At 59.2% G+C, this 17399-nt stretch carries 14 protein-coding genes and 1 riboswitch; of the genes, 5 read left to right on the top strand and 9 right to left on the bottom strand.

The features are described 5' to 3' along the window. Window positions 1–746: 746 nt before the first annotated feature. Window positions 747–929: a hypothetical protein gene (locus AKL29_RS44365; RefSeq protein WP_080667211.1), complete on the top strand. Its 183-nt coding sequence runs from the start codon at window positions 747–749 to the stop codon at window positions 927–929. A 541-nt stretch (window positions 930–1470) separates the two neighbouring features. On the opposite strand, the gene AKL29_RS03490 is transcribed toward AKL29_RS44365, so the two are convergent. From AKL29_RS03490 to AKL29_RS03450, 9 genes are all read right to left on the bottom strand, one after another. Continuing rightward, window positions 1471–1884: a tetratricopeptide repeat protein gene (locus tag AKL29_RS03490; RefSeq protein WP_244481733.1), complete on the bottom strand. Its 414-nt coding sequence runs from the start codon at window positions 1882–1884 to the stop codon at window positions 1471–1473. 29 nt (window positions 1885–1913) lie between these two features. Then, the gene (gene sctV / locus AKL29_RS03485; protein WP_050383109.1) at window positions 1914–4031 is read right to left on the bottom strand and encodes a type III secretion system export apparatus subunit SctV; all 2118 of its coding nucleotides are present in this window, start codon (window positions 4029–4031) and stop codon (window positions 1914–1916) included. Window positions 4032–4039: 8 nt separating this feature from the next. Next, window positions 4040–4465 (bottom strand): hypothetical protein, encoded by a 426-nt coding sequence (locus AKL29_RS03480; RefSeq protein ID WP_050383108.1) that lies wholly within the window; start codon window positions 4463–4465, stop codon window positions 4040–4042. 2 nt (window positions 4466–4467) lie between these two features. Next, window positions 4468–5007, bottom strand: coding sequence for a hypothetical protein (locus AKL29_RS03475; RefSeq protein WP_050383107.1), 540 nt, complete (start codon window positions 5005–5007; stop codon window positions 4468–4470). A gap of 33 nt (window positions 5008–5040) precedes the next feature. Continuing rightward, the gene (locus AKL29_RS03470) at window positions 5041–5928 is read right to left on the bottom strand and encodes a SctD/MshK family protein (protein ID WP_050383162.1); all 888 of its coding nucleotides are present in this window, start codon (window positions 5926–5928) and stop codon (window positions 5041–5043) included. A gap of 117 nt (window positions 5929–6045) precedes the next feature. Further along, a complete protein-coding gene (locus AKL29_RS40265) occupies window positions 6046–6279 on the bottom strand; it encodes a hypothetical protein (RefSeq protein ID WP_028352434.1) in 234 nt (77 codons plus the stop codon). 73 nt (window positions 6280–6352) lie between these two features. Further along, a complete protein-coding gene (locus AKL29_RS42690) occupies window positions 6353–6640 on the bottom strand; it encodes a hypothetical protein (RefSeq protein WP_160321705.1) in 288 nt (95 codons plus the stop codon). Window positions 6641–7522: 882 nt separating this feature from the next. Further along, window positions 7523–9211 (bottom strand): HrpF/NolX family T3SS translocon protein, encoded by a 1689-nt coding sequence (locus AKL29_RS03460; RefSeq protein WP_082190467.1) that lies wholly within the window; start codon window positions 9209–9211, stop codon window positions 7523–7525. A 1400-nt stretch (window positions 9212–10611) separates the two neighbouring features. Continuing rightward, the gene (locus tag AKL29_RS03450; protein ID WP_050383102.1) at window positions 10612–11286 is read right to left on the bottom strand and encodes a secretin N-terminal domain-containing protein; all 675 of its coding nucleotides are present in this window, start codon (window positions 11284–11286) and stop codon (window positions 10612–10614) included. Window positions 11287–11493: 207 nt separating this feature from the next. On the opposite strand from AKL29_RS03450, the gene AKL29_RS40260 reads away from it, so the two are divergent. The 4 genes from AKL29_RS40260 (at window position 11494) to AKL29_RS03435 (ending at window position 16900) form a co-directional block, all read left to right on the top strand. Beyond that, entirely contained in the window at window positions 11494–12024 is a 531-nt protein-coding gene (locus tag AKL29_RS40260; RefSeq protein ID WP_244481731.1) for a nodulation protein NolB, read from the top strand. A 189-nt stretch (window positions 12025–12213) separates the two neighbouring features. After that, entirely contained in the window at window positions 12214–13167 is a 954-nt protein-coding gene (locus AKL29_RS03445) for a class I SAM-dependent methyltransferase (RefSeq protein ID WP_193395185.1), read from the top strand. Between the two features lie 410 nt (window positions 13168–13577). Continuing rightward, window positions 13578–13793: riboswitch (cobalamin riboswitch) on the top strand. Window positions 13794–14003: 210 nt separating this feature from the next. Next, window positions 14004–15836, top strand: a complete 1833-nt coding sequence (locus AKL29_RS03440; protein WP_244481730.1) for a ribonucleoside-diphosphate reductase subunit alpha — start codon at window positions 14004–14006, stop codon at window positions 15834–15836. Beyond that, complete coding sequence (locus tag AKL29_RS03435) at window positions 15827–16900, top strand: ribonucleotide-diphosphate reductase subunit beta (RefSeq protein ID WP_050383097.1); 1074 nt, start codon at window positions 15827–15829, stop codon at window positions 16898–16900. Before AKL29_RS03440 ends, AKL29_RS03435 begins: the two co-directional genes overlap by 10 nt. Window positions 16901–17399 lie beyond the last annotated feature (499 nt).

Here is a 17399-nt window from a genome sequence, read left to right as displayed (position 1 = left end):
TCGCATAGGATCCTCGTTCAAACAAAACGTGCTGTCACCTCCTTATTTTGGTGGGATGCTAGTTCCTGCGCCACAAACATTTCGGCCCGGCGTAAAGTGTCGTGAACGGCGCAGGACAGAGGTTCGCGATGCTCAAGCGGCCAAGCCAGGAATGCTTTTCATTACCAGTCTCCGGTCGGGACACGTTTTGCTACGGGACGAAGCTGCACGACCAAATCTGCGAACTAGGTGAGCGGCTGCAGCGATCGGCCTCACGCTCGAGCGACGTGCGGGCAAGGATTGCGCGTCGGCGGGTGGCACTTAGCAGATTTCGTCTGCGGAAGAGCCATTCCGATCGTTTCGCGCGAGATCTTTGATGACGCTGCCAAGGCAGATCATAATCTAAGGTCAAGTGGTCCTCGGCTTCGGTGTGGCCGTAGGAGGCAGGCAATCTAATTCTCCTGCGGCCGGCGCGACACGCCTAGGCAGCGCGGTGCGGACATCCACGATGGCCCGCCGACGTTTCGGACTGGCATAGTGCGCCTGAGCGCGCCTTCACGTCCCGCTCGACAGTGCACAGTTAGACGAAGTGCCGAAGCATCTTGATATACAAGGCTGGTTTGATTTCCCGCGGGGAGGAGCTCATCATAGGACATCGGGCTAGCAAGGTTTTGCCAACCATTTGCGCTTTCTGCTCTGACCGCTAACGGATCGAAAACAATTCTGCGCCAAGCTCTCGCCCCGAACAGCAGGTGAAGAGATCAGACATGACAGGAATGGCCGTTATGGAAAACGTGCGCCGCTATCGCGCGATAGCTTCGCTGTGCCGTCAGACCGCGGCATTTCGGCCAATCCAAGGGTGCTCATTGCTGGCGCAAGCCGCGGAGTGGGAGGAACGGGCAGTTGCGGAGCTCGAGAGACATTTTATGAGTTCGCGCGTGCTTACCTGATGGATTGCTCGGCAGCCAAAAATCTCATAATGATCTGAGTTTAATGGCGCGCCGGACACGAGTCGAACATACTTTGTCTTCTGAGCAGATAACGTGCCCATAGCGAGTATGGACTACGTGCATTATTGAGCGCCTTGGTCGAGGCCATCCGGCTGTCCAAGCCTATATCGGCAGATTTCAGTGCTCCACTGCTTGAGCGCCGGTGGCGAGATCAAGAATAGCTGCCCGATCTCGCCAGCGATCTATGACGACCCCCATTCCACCAAAGACGTCACTTCCCAGGAAAGCGGTCCTCGAGCATCGCGGCGAATAGTCAACCTTCGGGCAAGCATCAAGCATCTGTGGTTCGCTCTTAGTCGCTGGTCTATCTCGATCGGGCCAATGCCTGTCGGCCGTCCCACTGCGGTCGGGGGCTGGCGTTCTCTGGCTCTGTCTTGCCGTCAAGTGCGAGCGATAGCGTGAGATTGTTGCGCAACATCGGATTTGCCGGTTCGGCTGCGAGAGCTTGGCGGTACAGCGCTTGGGCCTCCTGGTGGCGGCCTTAGTGATCGAGGACGACGGCTTTGGCGTTCAGTGCGCGCAGGTCGCCGGGTGACGCCAACAAGACGGTATCAAGCACCTCAATCGCCTCGCCCGGGCATTTACGAGCCAGCAGTGCCCGCGCAACAGGAATCGCCGCATCGGCGTTGTCCGGTCTTTGCTTCAGCGCATCGCACAAGTGCTGCTCGTCAGCGTCCCGAACGAGGGCGTGAGCGATGCGCTCTCGCATAGCGGGATCGATCTCCGCAACGCCAACCAACTCTGCTGTGGGCATCTGCTGTGATGAAAGGCCGGGGTGGTCTAGGTTTGCGCAGCCTGCGAGCAGCAAAACGGCGAGAATTGGGAGAAGGGCTGAGCACGAGTGCGGACGAAAGCTGCGCCGGCACCGCAGAACGTCAATTTCATATGATTTCATGGGTTATCTCACGCCCACAGCTTTACTCGTCAGCCGGCCGCGCGGAGAAGATCGCGATGCTCTCCTGTGGGGGGCTTGTCCTTGCCCGCAGAAAGCTTGACGGAGCCAATCGGCTGGACCGTGAAGTCCGCGGCAAGATCCTGATACGAGAGAACTGGCAGATCGATCCCGTTGCGGGTGAGGAAGCCGCGGACGAAACGCCGGATATCCATCGAGCCAAGAATGACTGGCTGGCTCTGACTCCGCGCGAGGCTGGCATGGATCTGATGGAATTGTGAAAGCAGCATCTCACTTTGCCGATCCTCCAAAACAAGATAGGGACCGACAGCGGTTTCGCGCACGGCACCGCGCACGATATTCTCGGTTTCGCGCTCGACGATAAAGGCAGCGACAACACGATGGGCGTTAGCATAGCGATGACAGATCTGCCGTTTCAGACCGGAGCGGACATATTCGGTCAGCAGCACGGCATTCTGCTCCCGTTCGCTCCATTCTGCGAGCGCCTCCAGGACTAGGCGAGTGTTGCGGATCGGGATGCCCTCATCCAGCAAACGGCGCAGGACGTCCGCGATGCGGGGGATCGGCGTCGTGCGTAGCACCTCCTTCACGAGATCAGCATATTCCTGCTCCATCCGGCCAAGCAGCTGACGGGTTTCCTGAATGCCCACTAAGCGTTGGGCATAGCGCCTCAACGTTGACTGGACCCGCAAAGCGATCACATCGCTTGCACGGTGATATCCTATTCCGGCTGCTTTGAGAGCAGCAGTATGAGCTTGTTCGATCCAGATCCGGTTCGTGTCTGGCTCCTGCCGAAAGGGAATTCCGCTCAATTCAATGTTTACGGCGTCGTCGTTGAGCAAGAGTTGTGTCGGCTTGAGGCTGTCCGCTTCGACGGGCACTCCCTCGACATCCACCCTGAATTGCGAATCCGCCAACTGCTGGTCGACCTGGGTTGGAATGCGTGGAATTGTGATGCCAAGATCAGATGAGACCAGTGCCGAAACCCGTCCGATGCCCTGCTCGAGGTCTGCTTTGTCGATCGCTTGTGTCAGGTTCGGTGCTAGCAGGAGCGTGATCGGAAGTGCTTCCGCAGGCACGGTTTGCTTCTGACCCTGTGCGGGAGTGGGAGCCGAGCCGGTCGAACTGGCGCCTGTCTTGATGTCCGCTTTGCCATCCCGCGTACCAACCTTGAGAAAGCTCGCCGCACAGAAGAGTGCCGCCAGAATGACGAAGGGTGGCAAGGGGAAGCCGGGAACAAGCCCCATCACAACGAGGACGCAGGCGGCCAGCCGTAGCGCTTGTGTGCTGGCAGTAAGCTGGTTGACGATATCGGCGCCAAGATTAAGCCTGGAGGGACCGTTGACGCGAGTGACGATGGTCGCGGCTGTAATTGAAAGCAACAAGGCCGGAATCTGCGAAATGAGCGCATCGCCTATAGTCAGGATGGTATATTGATGCATCGCCTCCTCAAGGGACATGCCCTTCGAAAGCGAACCGATCGTGATGCCGCCCAGCATGTTGATGCAGATGACGATGAGGCCGGCGATGGCGTCGCCCTTCACGAATTTCATAGCGCCGTCCATGGCCCCGTGAAGTTGGCTTTCTCGCTCCAGCGCGCTACGCCGGTTGCGGGCTTCGTGCTGATCGATGTGGCCGTTGCGCAGCTCCGCGTCGATAGCCATCTGCTTGCCAGGCAGGGCGTCGAGCGTGAAGCGCGCCGACACCTCTGCGACGCGTTCGGCACCCTTAGCGAGAACCATGAACTGCACCATGGTCACGATGAGGAATATGACAATTCCGACGGCGATGTTGCCCGATATGACGAAATCGCCAAACGTATGGATGATGCTGCCGGCATCGCCTTCGGCGAGTATCAGCCGCGTCGTTGCAACGGTAAGGGCTAGACGAAAGACGGTGGAGATAAGGATGACGCCCGGCAGCGACGAAAAGTCGAGCGGCGTATTGAGATAAAGGGCGACCATCAGCAGCAATATGGCAAAGCCCAGATTGAAGCCGATCAGCATATCGAGCACCACGATTGGGATCGGCATGATCATCATTCCGATCGCCAGAAGCAGCATCAACGCGACCATCAAATCCGGGTGAGACGGCGCGCGGGCGACGAGATTTCGTAGGTGCCTGGCCATGCAAAGCCTTATTGTTTGACCGGAGCCGTGCTGCCCCGCAATGAAACATAGCGCTTGAAAGTGGCCTGCGCCTCGACCATGCGGCCAGCCTGACGCAGAGCATGGCTGCGCAGCAGCAGCAATGGCAGGCGAGACGATGGCTGATCATCAAGCACGTCCAGCCTGTCCAATACCGATAGCGCTTCCTCGCCGAGGCGCTCTGAGATGAGAGCATAGGCGAGGATACGAAGCAGCTCGACGTCTTGAGAATGTTCGTGAACGACGGGCCGTAAAAGAGCCAGACCGTGTGCGCTCTGCCCGCACGCAAGGTGGACATAGGAAAGCGCGCAGAGCAAATCGCGCTCGGGCCCAGAGATCGGCACCACCCCATCGGCTTTGGAAACATTCGACGACTGGGCAGGTGTGAAGTGTTGCACTGCGCGCGGATCTGGCATTGCTAGCCTTGGATCAAGCCGTTGTGATTCTGCCGGAGCAGGATTAAGCGCCGCAGCTCTAGCTGCAGAAGCGCGGCCCCTTCGCGCGCCACCGAGCCCTCTGATGCGGCTGACAGCGCATCGGCCAGCCGCTCGAGGAGAAGGCCGTGTTGTTCTGGACGCACAACATGCGAATGACGCAGGCAGGGCGTGACGAAGGAGAGCAGGCTATCCGCGAGATTGGGGCCGGTCAGCCAGGCGAGTTCCGGACTCGTTTCGATCTTACCTGCGTGTTCGGTGGCATCGGTGGGATTGATCCGCAAGATTGGATCGATTGACTTGAGTTCGAGCGCGTTATCGATCGTGTTGGCAGCCAAACGCTCCTGCGCTTCGCGGTCTTGGACAACTGACGTGTGACCATTGCCGCCATTTCCATGGACCTTGTCGATGCCGAGGCTGCTGGCCTGAGGTGTGGCCGGGGCGATGACAGGTGCATGATGCTCGTTGTTGATTCCCTGAAAGGCGGTGCCAGGCTCTACGGACCGCTGCGGCAGCCTAGTCATGAAACGTTCCTTCGTTGCCCGCGGGCTAAAACTCTAATAGGACAGAGCAGCTAGCTGGCCATTGCGTGTCAGCAGCACACGTCCGTCCTCGATCTCCTTTACGGTCCATCCATTGCTCAGGAGCGCGCCCACGAAATACTTTTGACCAGCAATGACCAGATAAGGGTCGTTTCCGCGCCAAACTGCCTGGACGGCAATCGCGGGGGGCGTCTTCTCCTCCTTGGTTGCGACCGCGCTAACGAGCGTATAAGCACCATTGCTTTGGACATCGAACCGCTGCTGGACTTCCCGCCATTTAGCGAGCGAGGCAGGCGGAATGGTGCCATCGGCGGTCACAACGCCTGGCCCAGAACCGACTTTGATACCGAGCAGGCCCGCTGCATCAACTTCCTCTTGCAGCCGTTGAGCAGCTGCGTCGGTGGGCGGAGCATCAGGGGCGGCGAGCGCGACTTTGGGGCCAATGTCCGTGGCGGGGGACGAAGTGCTCAGTGCGACGCCTTCGGACCGGACAAAGCCCGTTGAGACGGTGCCAACTGCGGCAGAGCTGATCAGGACCAAGGTGAGTGCGGTAATCGGTACATGCCAGCGGCCGGTAGAGCCGGCTTGTTGAGAGCCTTCGATCGACCAGCGAATGGACATCGCGCCCATATGGATGACGGCAGGAAGAGGGACAACAACGGTCTCATTTGGCGAAATAGGGGCGCGGCCCTCGATCGCGACGTCCGCGGCAAGGACCTCGATCTCGATCGAGCTGACATGCCAGCTGACGCGAAGATGGTGCGGTTCGAGGCCTTGCTCGATGAAGACCAAATCAGCATCGAGGCTGCTGCCAATTAAGCACGAGCCGCCACCCGCTTTGCCGGTCAGCCCGGAATAACACCCCGACAACACTTCGAAAAGCGGGGAAGCTGATTCATTCACGGTCGCCTCCTGAACGAAGAACGAGGCCGTACGGCAAAGCCGTACGGCCCGTTGCGACTTCACAGATCATTGCGGCCGGCGAAAGCGGGAGGATATAACGCCGTCCCGCTTCATCCGTTACTGCACCCGCTCGTCGGCCGCCTTCTTGACGGTCGAAAGCTCTGTCGAGACGACGCGAAGTTCTACATCCCTTTCAGCAGCCTTCGTGCTGCTGGCGGTCAGGGCGGCGAGTTGCCTGTTGAATGCCGCTTCTCCCGCAGCTTCAGCAGCGGCGGAACCAGCGGCTGCAGTAGCGGTACCAGCTGCGCCACCCGCAGTCGAGCTATGAGAAGCACCAACCTTATCAGCCATATTTTTTCTCCTGTTTATTCGAACATTGCCGCGCCTTGCGGCTCTGATTTTCCTGACGCCGCAACATGCGAGGTCAGGAATCCTGCTCTGTCTCGGCCATGGCGTCGTCGAAACGACCCATTTCACTATTTACAAATTGCATAGCGGCGGCGCCGAGAGCGACGTTGAACGCTTGCTGCATAGCAGCGGCTTGCGGGTCAGCGTCTGGACCAGACGTGCCGCCATTTACGGGAACTCCTGCACCAGGCGATTGGCCACGATCATCGTGCTCGCCAGGGGCCCGAGATCCCTTTTTGCCGCCGCCAGTCGCATGGAGGTCAGAATCAAGATGCCCAGCGGCGTTTGAGCTGGAAATGCGCATCGGGGTTCTCCTACTTCAAACTTCGTTCGTGCGGAGGAAGCAGTCTCCGTCACGTCCACTATGGAAGCATTAGCTTTCGACAAGCTGACGAGCCTCAGAAATAAAATGAGCCGATCTCTTTGATGCTGCTTGGAAAGGCCGCCTCATATGTCGGCAGTGTGCCGGCGAAGGCTGCAGATCAGAGCGTTGGAAGACATCGCCTATGTGGCACTTGATCAGGCAAGCCCGTTGTTCGTGAAAGCGCAGCTTTGATGAACTGAATGTAAGCGCCGGGACGGATAAAATGGGCTTAAGCTTTGACGTGGCCCAATCTCGGGGGTCGCCGGCCGGGACCACTCACAATTCGTTCCGCAATTTACTTGCCTCGAACCACTCAACGTTTTGTCTCCAACCTGCCCCAGGGCGCTGCGGCAGGTTAAAGTTGCTCATGCGAGTCAGTAACGAAGAGCGATCCTCCAGTTCCGCTCGTGGCAGATCCATAAAAATTGATCCACTTTGTCTGACAGCGATCAGGAGGCGCTGGAGACAAGCACCTTGAGCGTCACGTCCACTAATGTGCTCTCGATCCGACGACTAAACTGGTCACGTTCGCCGCTCGGTCTGTGGCGGCGCGAAGGCATCGACAAGTTCACCGTCCGCGATGAACGGCGCAATTAGCGCGGCGAGACCTTCGCGGTGGCGCACGCGATGTGAGAATGCCCGTCGGGCGCTCGAGACAGCCGACAAATGCGCCGTTTTAGCGAGCGACAAAATACGCTCGTCGCTGTAAGCATCGAATATGCTGGCGGAGCTTGCGGGACCTGCGCGGCGCGGGCGACCTAACTGCGCCGTGGCCTCGCAAGCGAACCTTTGTTCCAGCTTTGTTCTGTGTCGATAGCGCCGCTAAGCGTAGGCACCTGCAGCTTGCGTGCGCTCAGATTCAATCCGTACCTTCAGGTTATTCAGATAGTCCTCCGCGTAGGACTGAGCCATTGACACCGGCAGGTTGATGCCGGCCGTCGCAGCTTCTTGAATTGCCTGCTTCACCAAGCCTTCCCGAATCGCTATCTTGACCTCGGGGCCGGCGATGCAGCCCACGGCCTGCGCCGCAAGACTGAGCCCGGCTTCCTCCAGCGCCTTCTTTATGTTGCCGCCGCTGATCGCGGTGTGCAGAAGATTTGCAGCTTGCGCCTCGGCCTCGATCACCATTGAAGCAAGATCGGCCAGTTCGCCCAGCCCTGGAATGAAGCCGAGTACACCAACGGCCGTCGCTGTCCAGTCGAGCACCTTCGAGCCTACCTTGAGCACGTCATCAAGTGCGTGCATGAGAGCGCCGCCGTTCTTCTTGGGAGACTTGATGTCGGGCTGGTCTGCCACGCCAATCATCATGTCCGCGGTGGCTTCCTGTTCGGCCGGCGTTCGAGCGGCATGCGTCTTCAATTGCGGAGCGGCGCGGTTCGCGTCAGACATGTTGTTGAAGAACTGGTTGAAATCGTTTCTGCTGATGTTTCCGGAATCAACCGTATGGCCGCCGCCGAAGTCGAAAAACTTGTGGTGGGTTTTGTAGCCGGTAATCGCGTTATTCATCAACCCGAACAGCACAGGATCCGAGAGCAGCTGGGAGGCCGCTTGTCGTACCTCGGGAGAAAGGCTCTTGTCGTCCACCATACTCACGAGCTTTTCCCGGGTCAGAACGCCATTTCCAAAGAAAGCGTCCTGGTTCTTGTTGATCGTGTTTAGTGTACCCAGCTCGGGGCGAGTGAGACTCATCGATAATGAAGCGACCTGCAGAAAGTCCTCTTTGTGGACCTGATCTATCGAGCCGCCGTACAATTGCTTCCATTGATCCGGGTGGTCGAGAAAATATTGAGCCGCCGCGAGGACCTGTGGGGGGCATTTGCCAATGTCGGCGTTGCCGTCCACGATGTGCCTGAAATCCGCAAGGCTCAAGTTCTTGGGCAGGTTATCGGAATAGCGGTAGAGTTCGCGCAGGGCGTCGGTCAGGGTCATGACCGATGGCTCACCATTCCCGGTCCCGTCGGATGGTATGTAGTTCTGCTCGTAGGTCTGCGCCCGCTGCTCCTGGAACGTGGCAACTTGGGGGTGGTGATCGGAAAAGCCGCAGAGATCGCCCGCTTTGATTTTGCCGCCACAGCGGCCGTCGCCTTGCGAACCGATCGCATAGAAGAGCTCCGGGTCCTGTTGCAGTGCCTCGATCGCCGCCTTTAGATCCGGCGGTGTCGAGGGATCGTTGGCCAAATCTCCCAAAGACTTCCAATCAAGCGGGCATTTGTCCTTGTGGCGGTTCAGCACAGAGACAATATGCAGTTCCGCATTAGTCAGCGTGCCACCGTTCCAGGTGATCCTTGAGCTTTGTGCGGGTGCCTCCGCAATGATAGGGCTGCTCGCAGCACAGGACGGCTGTGGGTCATCCTGATATGCATTCAGTGCTGCCCTAATCTCCGGTGGCAGGATATTCCGCGTCTCCTGCGTGAGTTCCTCCGTCAGTTGCTTGGCTGCGTCTGTGGGGGCCGGCTTCTGCGGTGCGGAATGATCGTTGGTCGTGTCTTTCGACGAGAGGCTGGCCAGCATCGCCTGAAAGCTGGAAAAGTCCTGCGCCGAAGACGGCGGGGCGGGCATTCCGGGTAAAGCCACAGCTGAGTTGGCGGTTGGCGATAGGTCGACTGACATTATACGTCCTCCGATATAAGAGTGCACCACAAGACGGTCACGTAACGCGCCCCGAGATCGCGACGAACAAGGAGTGTTGATCGACAGAGTTCAACAGGTGCTGCGACTTGCATCCTGTTGCTCAGTGCGGCTCCAGCGCTCAGTTCCGCGACTATCCATGGGAACACCGCCGTCTAGATATTCACGCCGTATGGTAAGACGGACAAGCTTTCGAGAAGCTGACGGCCCATAGACGCTTTCGAGGTGATTGATGAATTGGCCTTGCCAACAAGGCCGGACGTATTTTCAATGCCGGTGCCAGATTCGTTTGGTTGCGTTCGCCTGGCCTGGTGCCATGTCGGCGGGTTAACGGCCTCACGTCTGCCTATCCGCAGCATTCGTTGATTTGATCCAACAATTCTCGCAAGAGCTCCGGAGCATCTCAAGGTGGACGCTGATTTCGCAGTAGCCACTCCGCGCCTGCGCCCAAAAGTGCTGGCGCCCTCTGGAGCCGCGCATCCAGCACGGTCGGATCAGATACGGGTCGTCGACCAAGTCCTCGAAAAACTCGATCGTCAAAGGCGTTGAGCGGGCCCAGTTGCTCTGACAAACGTCAAAGCCCGGACGCCCCGGCCTTTGTTCTTTTATTCGTCCTTAGCCGCCGCGATCGTTCGAGCCGGCATCGAATCCATGTCCCGAGCTCAGTACGGGATAACCGTTGGATCACCCGGTGTACGAAGGGTGGACGCAAACTGGCTCCAAGAGCGGGTCTAGCGACTTTTGAGACGAATAAGTCTTCTCCTCGCCATTCGGCCGTGTGAGGCACACCCATCATGGCGAAGGTTGTTGTCCGGAGATGCCTGCCCGACATCACATTGCAGCTTCTCAATGATGGCTCGGCGCGTGACGGCGCGGCTGCCAGCTTCGGCCAAATCAGATCCTAGTCAAATTCGTCCGCTTCATGCGGTCCCGTCAGTTTCTGCCCAAAGCTCCTTGGATTGACCGTGCATGTCGCTTATTGGCGCGTTGAAGCCCGTTTACTCCTGACAGCGGAACGTCTCTCATCCTTCGACGAATTTCATCCGCATGACGAATCTTGGAGAGCAATTCGCATCAGGAATAAATCCGCAAGCCGAAATCTAGAATGCCGCTTCCTTCTAGCTCGGACAGCTGTTGTTCGGAGCCTGTAGCGTCGTCACGATACGCGACTGCTTCGCCGTTTCAACACCGGCGCGCTCATACCGGGCAGCACCAGCTTTCGAAAAGCGGAGAGTATGCACAGACGCACTGAATTTCTTCGCAAGCGACTTTTTGTGATCGAGTCATTGTCGGCCAGAGTTGGTCGCATGGACCGGGCTGTCTTGATGCGGTGCCTGCGGCGAAGCAGTGGCATCCGGTCGTCCGTCGCGAATGACCGTGCTTGAGGATCCCCGAAACAGCATCAGAACCGACTCGTGCGGCGACCTATCGACACCGGCCGTACTCTGCCGTGCCTGTGTCTCCGCCAGCAGTCCTTTCAGCGTTTGCTCCACTAGTGTGATAAATCGAGGCGGACCATAAGCGAAGACGAGACCATCTCCTGGTGCAGCTCTCACGATGTAACGCTCGTCTGAGATGTTGAGTGCATCGAGTGCCGTCTTGAATGCATCGAAGCTTATCGGATTCAAGACCAGTAGTCGGCTTTGCGCCTCGTGGGCATCGGATATGTAGAGCACCAGCCCATCGTAGTACCATTGAAGATTATAAAGATGGATCAAGCGGTCGAGAAACTCTCGCGGTGGGAGCTCCGGTATCCGCCCGCGAATCCGCCCCTTCACCTCAGTACTTACATTGACCCGGATATTCAGATTGTTGCCGAATTCCTGCAGTGCGGCCGCGAGGTCCTGATCCAGAACCGTGTAACTGTAAGGCGTCGATGGCAGCGTCAGCGGCGCGCCGAGCGTCCTGCCGACGTTCAAGCAGATGAAAACAACAGCACATAGCACTTTCTTCAAGATGACAGCCTCCGAGATCGGATGAGAATTCCTGCTATTTTTTCACGACAGGATCGACACCAAAATTCGTTCCAAATTTGGAGATCGACGCTTCCTCCTAAATGGAAGCCAACCGTGATCATCAGGTGACGAACGCTCGTCAGGTTTCGGTCAGCTCGCTTCTCTAGGGTACTGGCCCATTCGCGCTCACGAAGCTGCCAATCTCATCACGTGACAAAAGCGGTTCTTCTCATGTTGCCTGCCGTTGCCTTGATCGCTCTCAACCCGGCCGAATGTCTCTCCAGCGGCTGTTCATCGGTGCGGGACCAGTTTCATGATAGTCTTGCGCAGGCGGCTTCGAAGCAAGGTGCAGCTTCTTCGGCAGCCGATCGCCCGCCAGCTCCGGCGCTGTCGGAGGTTCAGCGTACAATCACGCCGGCGAGCCCGCTTGGCGATCGCGTCCTGCAGAATATTTCTGCAATCCACCGGCGCAAACCATCTTCTCCGGGTGCGGTTCCGCCGACCCTTGTCACTGAGCCCGCTCCTGCGAAAAGTCTTCAGCTCGGGCCGGCCGCGCAGCCGCTGTTGCGCTCGCAGCAAGTCGAGGTGTATCCGGCAGGTAAACCGGAAGGTGGGGATCATTTCGATTCGGCCTTGACGAACCTACGGGATGTTTACGATCGCGTCATTCAGGTTTCGCTCATCTCTAAGGGCGCCGGCGCCGTCAGCTCATCTCTGAACAAGCTTCTATCGGCGGGTTGAACGGGCTGATGGGTTCTTCACACAACAGCAGGATCGCTCACGGCGCGACGGCGGGAGGGTGGTTTGATGCTCTTGTCCGCTCGCCGCTTCTGCTATCGCATCGGCGGATGTAAGACCGATCTATATGCCCTATATATCCAAGTGCGGGCGAGTACGAAGGCAACAGCCGTCGAGTCGCTTGCAAATGAGATGGGAGACATTGCGTTGCGGATAGAGTTTTCGCGTATCAATCGGTCTAAAGCTATATTCCACGATATTTATGCTTCGGATGATCCGAGGGCATATTTCTCGGTCCTCGGAGACTTGGATTATATGATTCCGGACGTGGCTGAGCCAGTTGTACGCCAAATCCTGGCAGCGAAAGCTTCGGCAACCGACCTTAAGCCCGTCGTGCTCGATGTTGGTTGTTCATACGGCATCAACGCAGCGGTGCATCGCTTTCCGCTGACCTTCGGGGGCTTGCGTCACCGCTACGCCCGGCGTGAGATGAGAGCGATCAGTTCTGAGAAACTCGTGAGTCTCGATCGCAATTTTTATGCAGCCTGGCCTGATGTCGGGTTAGCGAGCTTTATCGGCCTCGATGTGTCGGCACGGGCGATCAGCTATGCAAAGAGTGTTGGCCTCTTGGAGCAGGGCATTGTCGCTGACCTTGAAAAGGAGACGCTATCGACGGACAGCGCGCGCATTCTCCGCTCCGTGGATGTTATCATGTCGACCGGATGCATCGGCTACGTTACCGAGAAGACGTTCAGCGAGATTCTCGATGCGACAGAGAAGCAACCATGGATCATCTCCTTCGTGCTACGAATGTTCCCATTTGAGTCGCTGGCCGCGACGTTCGCAAAGCGTGGTCTTGTGACAGAACGTCTTACCGGCGCGACGTTTATCCAGCGTCGCTTTCGCGATGCTGAAGAGTTTGAAAGTTGTTTGGCCAGCTTGGCGGCCCTCGACGTGGATGCCACCGGTCTCGAATCGGAGGGGCTGTTTCACGCCGATCTGATCTTGTCTCGCCCCGAGGCGGATGCGCGCGCCACGCCTCTGGAAGACGTTGTCACCGTCGCCAGCGGCAGGGGACGGCCGATCGGACCGCGTTACGTTCATGTTGAAAGTAAGGAGGGCTTGCAGGTCGCGCTGGAGCCGTGACAGGTTAGGGACCACTGTGCAGCGCGCGAGTCTCTTTGGCGCTGGATCAAGATGTCGAGAACGAGGCCATTCTGGTCGCCGGCGCGCCGGAGCTGATGTTGTTCGCCCGCGTGTGGATAACGAGTCGTCCAGATGCCATTTGTCCCGGCGAGCGGGAGCGCTGCGCTTCAGATCGGAGAGCGCCTTGCCGAATTGCTTCTCCACTGACGCGCGGTTCATAGATCGCATCAATGCACGCGCGGGCCAGAATTTCCTTGACCATGCGCAAGCTTAACGGAAACCGGACATGCCGCCAACGGCATCTCACCTGCAGCGGAAGCGACAGCGGTGATAGAGTAGGCCGGGCGGTCAGCATGGTTTTGCCTTATAAATCTTGATCTCTCCGGTTGACGAATCCCGGCGAGTGGTGCCTATGTCTAGCCAGTCACGGTCTTCCGTTCCCCACATCTTGTAGGTCGGAAGCTAAGAGGGAACCCGGTGCGCCGAAACGGCTACTCCGGGGCTGCCCCCGCAACTGTAAGCGGCGAGCGGGTGTCATCATGGCCACTGGCGCGACACAGCGCCGGGAAGGCCGACAGCCGTAGCGACCCGCGAGCCAGGAGACCTGCCGCGACTGAACGAAAGTCCTCGGGCGGGGTGCCCCGGTGGGTCGCTTGCAGTCGGGGACGTTTGCCAGCTCTCCTCGCAAGTCGTCCGCGCGGGCCCCAGCGTCTAACATCGCGGGGTTGCCGATGTCGCCGTCTTACGATTTCGATCAGCATGGTCATCTCGTCGCGCCGCCGAGTGTGCGGCCGCGCCTAGCGCAGGCAAAGCCTACCGCGCCTGAGCCGTGTCTGGTGCCCCTTTCGCCATCGCCGGCTCCGCTGCCGTGGCCTCTCGCGCCATCGCCAAAGCCGGCTGACCTTACGCTCGATCCGTCGCGCGACGACCTGTTGACGTCGTTCGGCAAGCTGATGTTGAGCGACCGGTATCTGCTCGCCGGCGAAACTTACCAGGACATGTTCGCGCGGGTGTCTTGCGCTTTCGCGGACGATGTTGCGCATGCCCAACGTCTCTATGATGCGATGTCTCGGCTGTGGTTCATGCCGGCCACACCGGTGCTCTCCAACGGAGGGACCACGCGCGGCCTGCCGATCTCCTGCTTCCTCAACTCGGTGTCGGACTCGCTCGAAGGCATCGTCGGTACCTGGAACGAGAACGTCTGGCTTGCTTCCAACGGCGGCGGCATCGGCACCTACTGGGGCAATGTTCGCTCGATCGGCGAGAAAGTAAAGGGCGGGGTCACCTCAGGCATCATCCCGTTCATCCACGTCATGGACGGCCTGACGCTGGCGATTAGCCAGGGCTCGTTGCGGCGCGGCTCGGCGGCGGTCTATCTCGATATTCACCATCCCGAGATCGAGGAGTTCCTCGAGATTCGCAAGGCATCCGGCGACTTCAACCGCAAGAGCCTCAACCTGCATCACGGCGTCAACGTCACCGATGAGTTCATGCGTGCCGTGGGCGCCGGCACCGCGTTCGCTCTGCGCAGCCCGAAGACTAACGAGGTCGTCCGCGAGATCGATGCCCGCCAGCTGTGGCAACGCATCCTTGAGAACCGGCTCCAGACCGGCGAGCCTTATCTCTTGTTCATCGACACCGTGAACCGCGCGCTCCCCAAGCATCAGCGCGAGTTGGGCCTCAAGGTCTCGACCTCCAACCTGTGCAGCGAAATTACCCTGCCGACCGGCATCGATCATCGCGACGAGGAGCGCACCGCGGTCTGCTGTCTGTCGTCGCTCAACCTCGAGACCTGGGACCAGTGGAGTGAGGAGCCCATCTTCATCGAGGATGTCATGCGCTTCCTCGACAACGTGCTCAGCCACTTCATCACGGTGGCGCCGGACGGCATGAAGCGTGCCCGCTACGCCGCCCTGCGTGAGCGCTCCGTCGGTCTCGGCGTCATGGGCTTCCACTCCTTCCTGCAGGCCAAGGGCATTCCAATGGAAAGTGTCATGGCCAAGTCTTTCAATCTGAACATGTTCCGAAAAATCCGTCGCGATGCCGACGCGGCATCCGTGACGCTCGCGCGCGAGCGTGGCCCGTGCCCGGATGCCCTGGAACGCGGCGTGATGGCGCGCTTCAGCCATAAGATTGCGATCGCGCCGACCGCCTCGATCAGCATCATCTGCGGCGGCACCAGCGCCTGCGTCGAGCCGATCCCGGCCAACATCTACACCCATAAGACGTTGTCCGGCGCCATCTCGGTGCGTAATCCGCATCTCACCAAGGTGCTGGCCGCGAAAGGCGTAGACACCTCGGCGACCTGGCATTCGATCATCGCGCACGAGGGGTCGGTCGCCCATCTCGACGTCCTGTCAGAGCACGAGAAAGCGGTCTTTCGCACCGCCTTCGAGATCGACCAGCGCTGGGTCGTCGAGCTTGCCGCCGACCGCGCCGCGTTCATCTGCCAGAGCCAGTCGATTAACCTCTATCTTCCGGCTGACGTCGACAAGTGGGATCTCCACATGCTGCACTGGACGGCCTGGAAGCACGGGGTGAAGAGCCTCTACTACTGCCGTTCAAAATCGATCTCGCGCGCGGCGTTCGCCGGCAGGATCGGCGACGGCGACAAGGCCGCGCCACCGCGGCCGCGCACCGACTATGAGGAGTGCCTCGCATGTCAGTGATCGATCTCTCGTCCGTCGATCCACGCACGCTGATCGGCAAGGGGCGCGTCGGCCTTCTCGACTCGGCCGGCAGCTATGACGTCGATCGCTACGCCTGGGCTTACGAGTTCTGGAAGCGCCAGCAGCAGACCCATTGGATGGGCGAGGAGGTGCCGCTCGGCGCCGACCTCAAGGACTGGGCGTCGGAGCGCGTCACCGTCAGCGAGCGCGCGCTGCTCACCCAGATCTTTCGTTTCTTCACTCAGTCGGACATCGAGGTCGGAGACAACTATCTCAAGCGCTACATCCCGATCTTCCAGCCGCTCACTGTTCAGATGATGATGGCGGCCTTCAGCAACATGGAGACGGTCCACATCGACGCCTATGCGCTGCTGCTCAAGACGCTCGGCATGCCCAAGACCGAGTTCGAGGCATTCCGCGGCTATGACGAGATGCGCGCCAAGGCTGACTACATGCACGAGTTCGGCGTCGATAGCGTGGCCGATGTCGCTCGGACCTTGGCGATGTTCGGCGCCTTCACCGAAGGCATGGCGTTGTTCGCGAGCTTCGCCATGCTGCTCAACTTCCCGCGCCACAACAAGATGAACGGCATGGGACAGATCGTAAGCTGGTCAGTGCGCGACGAGAGTCTGCATTGTGAGGGTATCATCAAGCTGTTTCACGAATGGCACCGCGAAACCGGCGCGGTGACGCGCGCTGTCCGTGACGACATCGTCGACGTCGCCAAGACCATGGTGAAGCTGGAGGAGAACTTCGTCGACCTCGCCTTCGGCCTCGGCAAGATCGAGGGCATGCGAGCTGAGCAGATCCACGCCTACGTCCGCTATGTCGCCGACTGGCGACTGACCCAACTGCGGATTGACCCGGTCTTCGGCTTCTTCGAAGCCAAGGAGGGCGGATTCACCCAGCTCAAGACGCATCCGCTGCCGTGGCTTGTCGAGATTCTCAATGGTGTCGAGCACGCCAATTTCTTCGAGCAGCGCGCCACGGAGTACTCCAAGGCGGCGAGCCGCGGCAGCTGGGACGGCGAAGACGGAGTGTGGGCAGCTTTCGGCCGCATGTAGGCAGCCGGAACAGCGCTTTGGTGCGTCCGCTCGTACATCCCGGGCGTTCGCGAAAGGAGGCTCCGCCGCTGCTTGCGGGGGGCGCAGCGGACATCAGTGGCATGATTTACGCCGCTCGAAATTATGATGGGTGGGCATCGGGTTCGGCATCGATCGGCCAAATTGGAGGCGGTGAGCACCATTTAACGGTTCCACCGGTATCAGAGCTTATCACAAGGCTCTCGGCGGGATGAGCGGAGACGCGCGGTATAGGGCAACCGATCGAAGAAAACTGCGTCCGTTGACGTGCCGATGCGCAAATGCACTCAAGCCCAAGTTGCGTTCGCTTGAGGTGCAGGACGTAATCGATGTCGAGGCTGCTTGCATCGAGGCCTGCGATGCGGCTTGGGAAGGAGGGGTTGCACGCTCGCCATCCTTTTTTGAGAAGGGCCGACGGAACAGCTTTACGCATCTTGGCCAAAGGCTTCGCGGCCCCGTACAACGCAAGGCAGAGAGGCCA

It is taken from the genome of Bradyrhizobium pachyrhizi (genome assembly GCF_001189245.1).
GTDB classification, from domain to species: Bacteria; Pseudomonadota; Alphaproteobacteria; order Rhizobiales; family Xanthobacteraceae; genus Bradyrhizobium; species Bradyrhizobium pachyrhizi.
This window is presented reverse-complemented; position numbering and strand designations above follow the sequence as displayed.

Bases quoted from the DNA above. Each gene is read 5' to 3' on its own strand.
- AKL29_RS44365 (WP_080667211.1), top strand. From the start codon at position 747: ATGACAGGAATGGCCGTTATGGAAAACGTGCGCCGCTATCGCGCGATA.
- AKL29_RS03490 (WP_244481733.1), bottom strand. From the start codon at position 1,884: ATGAAATCATATGAAATTGACGTTCTGCGGTGCCGGCGCAGCTTTCGT.
- sctV (WP_050383109.1), bottom strand. From the start codon at position 4,031: ATGGCCAGGCACCTACGAAATCTCGTCGCCCGCGCGCCGTCTCACCCG.
- AKL29_RS03480 (WP_050383108.1), bottom strand. From the start codon at position 4,465: ATGCCAGATCCGCGCGCAGTGCAACACTTCACACCTGCCCAGTCGTCG.
- AKL29_RS03475 (WP_050383107.1), bottom strand. From the start codon at position 5,007: ATGACTAGGCTGCCGCAGCGGTCCGTAGAGCCTGGCACCGCCTTTCAG.
- AKL29_RS40265 (WP_028352434.1), bottom strand. From the start codon at position 6,279: ATGGCTGATAAGGTTGGTGCTTCTCATAGCTCGACTGCGGGTGGCGCA.
- AKL29_RS42690 (WP_160321705.1), bottom strand. From the start codon at position 6,640: ATGCGCATTTCCAGCTCAAACGCCGCTGGGCATCTTGATTCTGACCTC.
- AKL29_RS03460 (WP_082190467.1), bottom strand. From the start codon at position 9,211: ATGCTGGCCAGCCTCTCGTCGAAAGACACGACCAACGATCATTCCGCA.
- AKL29_RS03445 (WP_193395185.1), top strand. From the start codon at position 12,214: ATGGGAGACATTGCGTTGCGGATAGAGTTTTCGCGTATCAATCGGTCT.
- AKL29_RS03435 (WP_050383097.1), top strand. From the start codon at position 15,827: ATGTCAGTGATCGATCTCTCGTCCGTCGATCCACGCACGCTGATCGGC.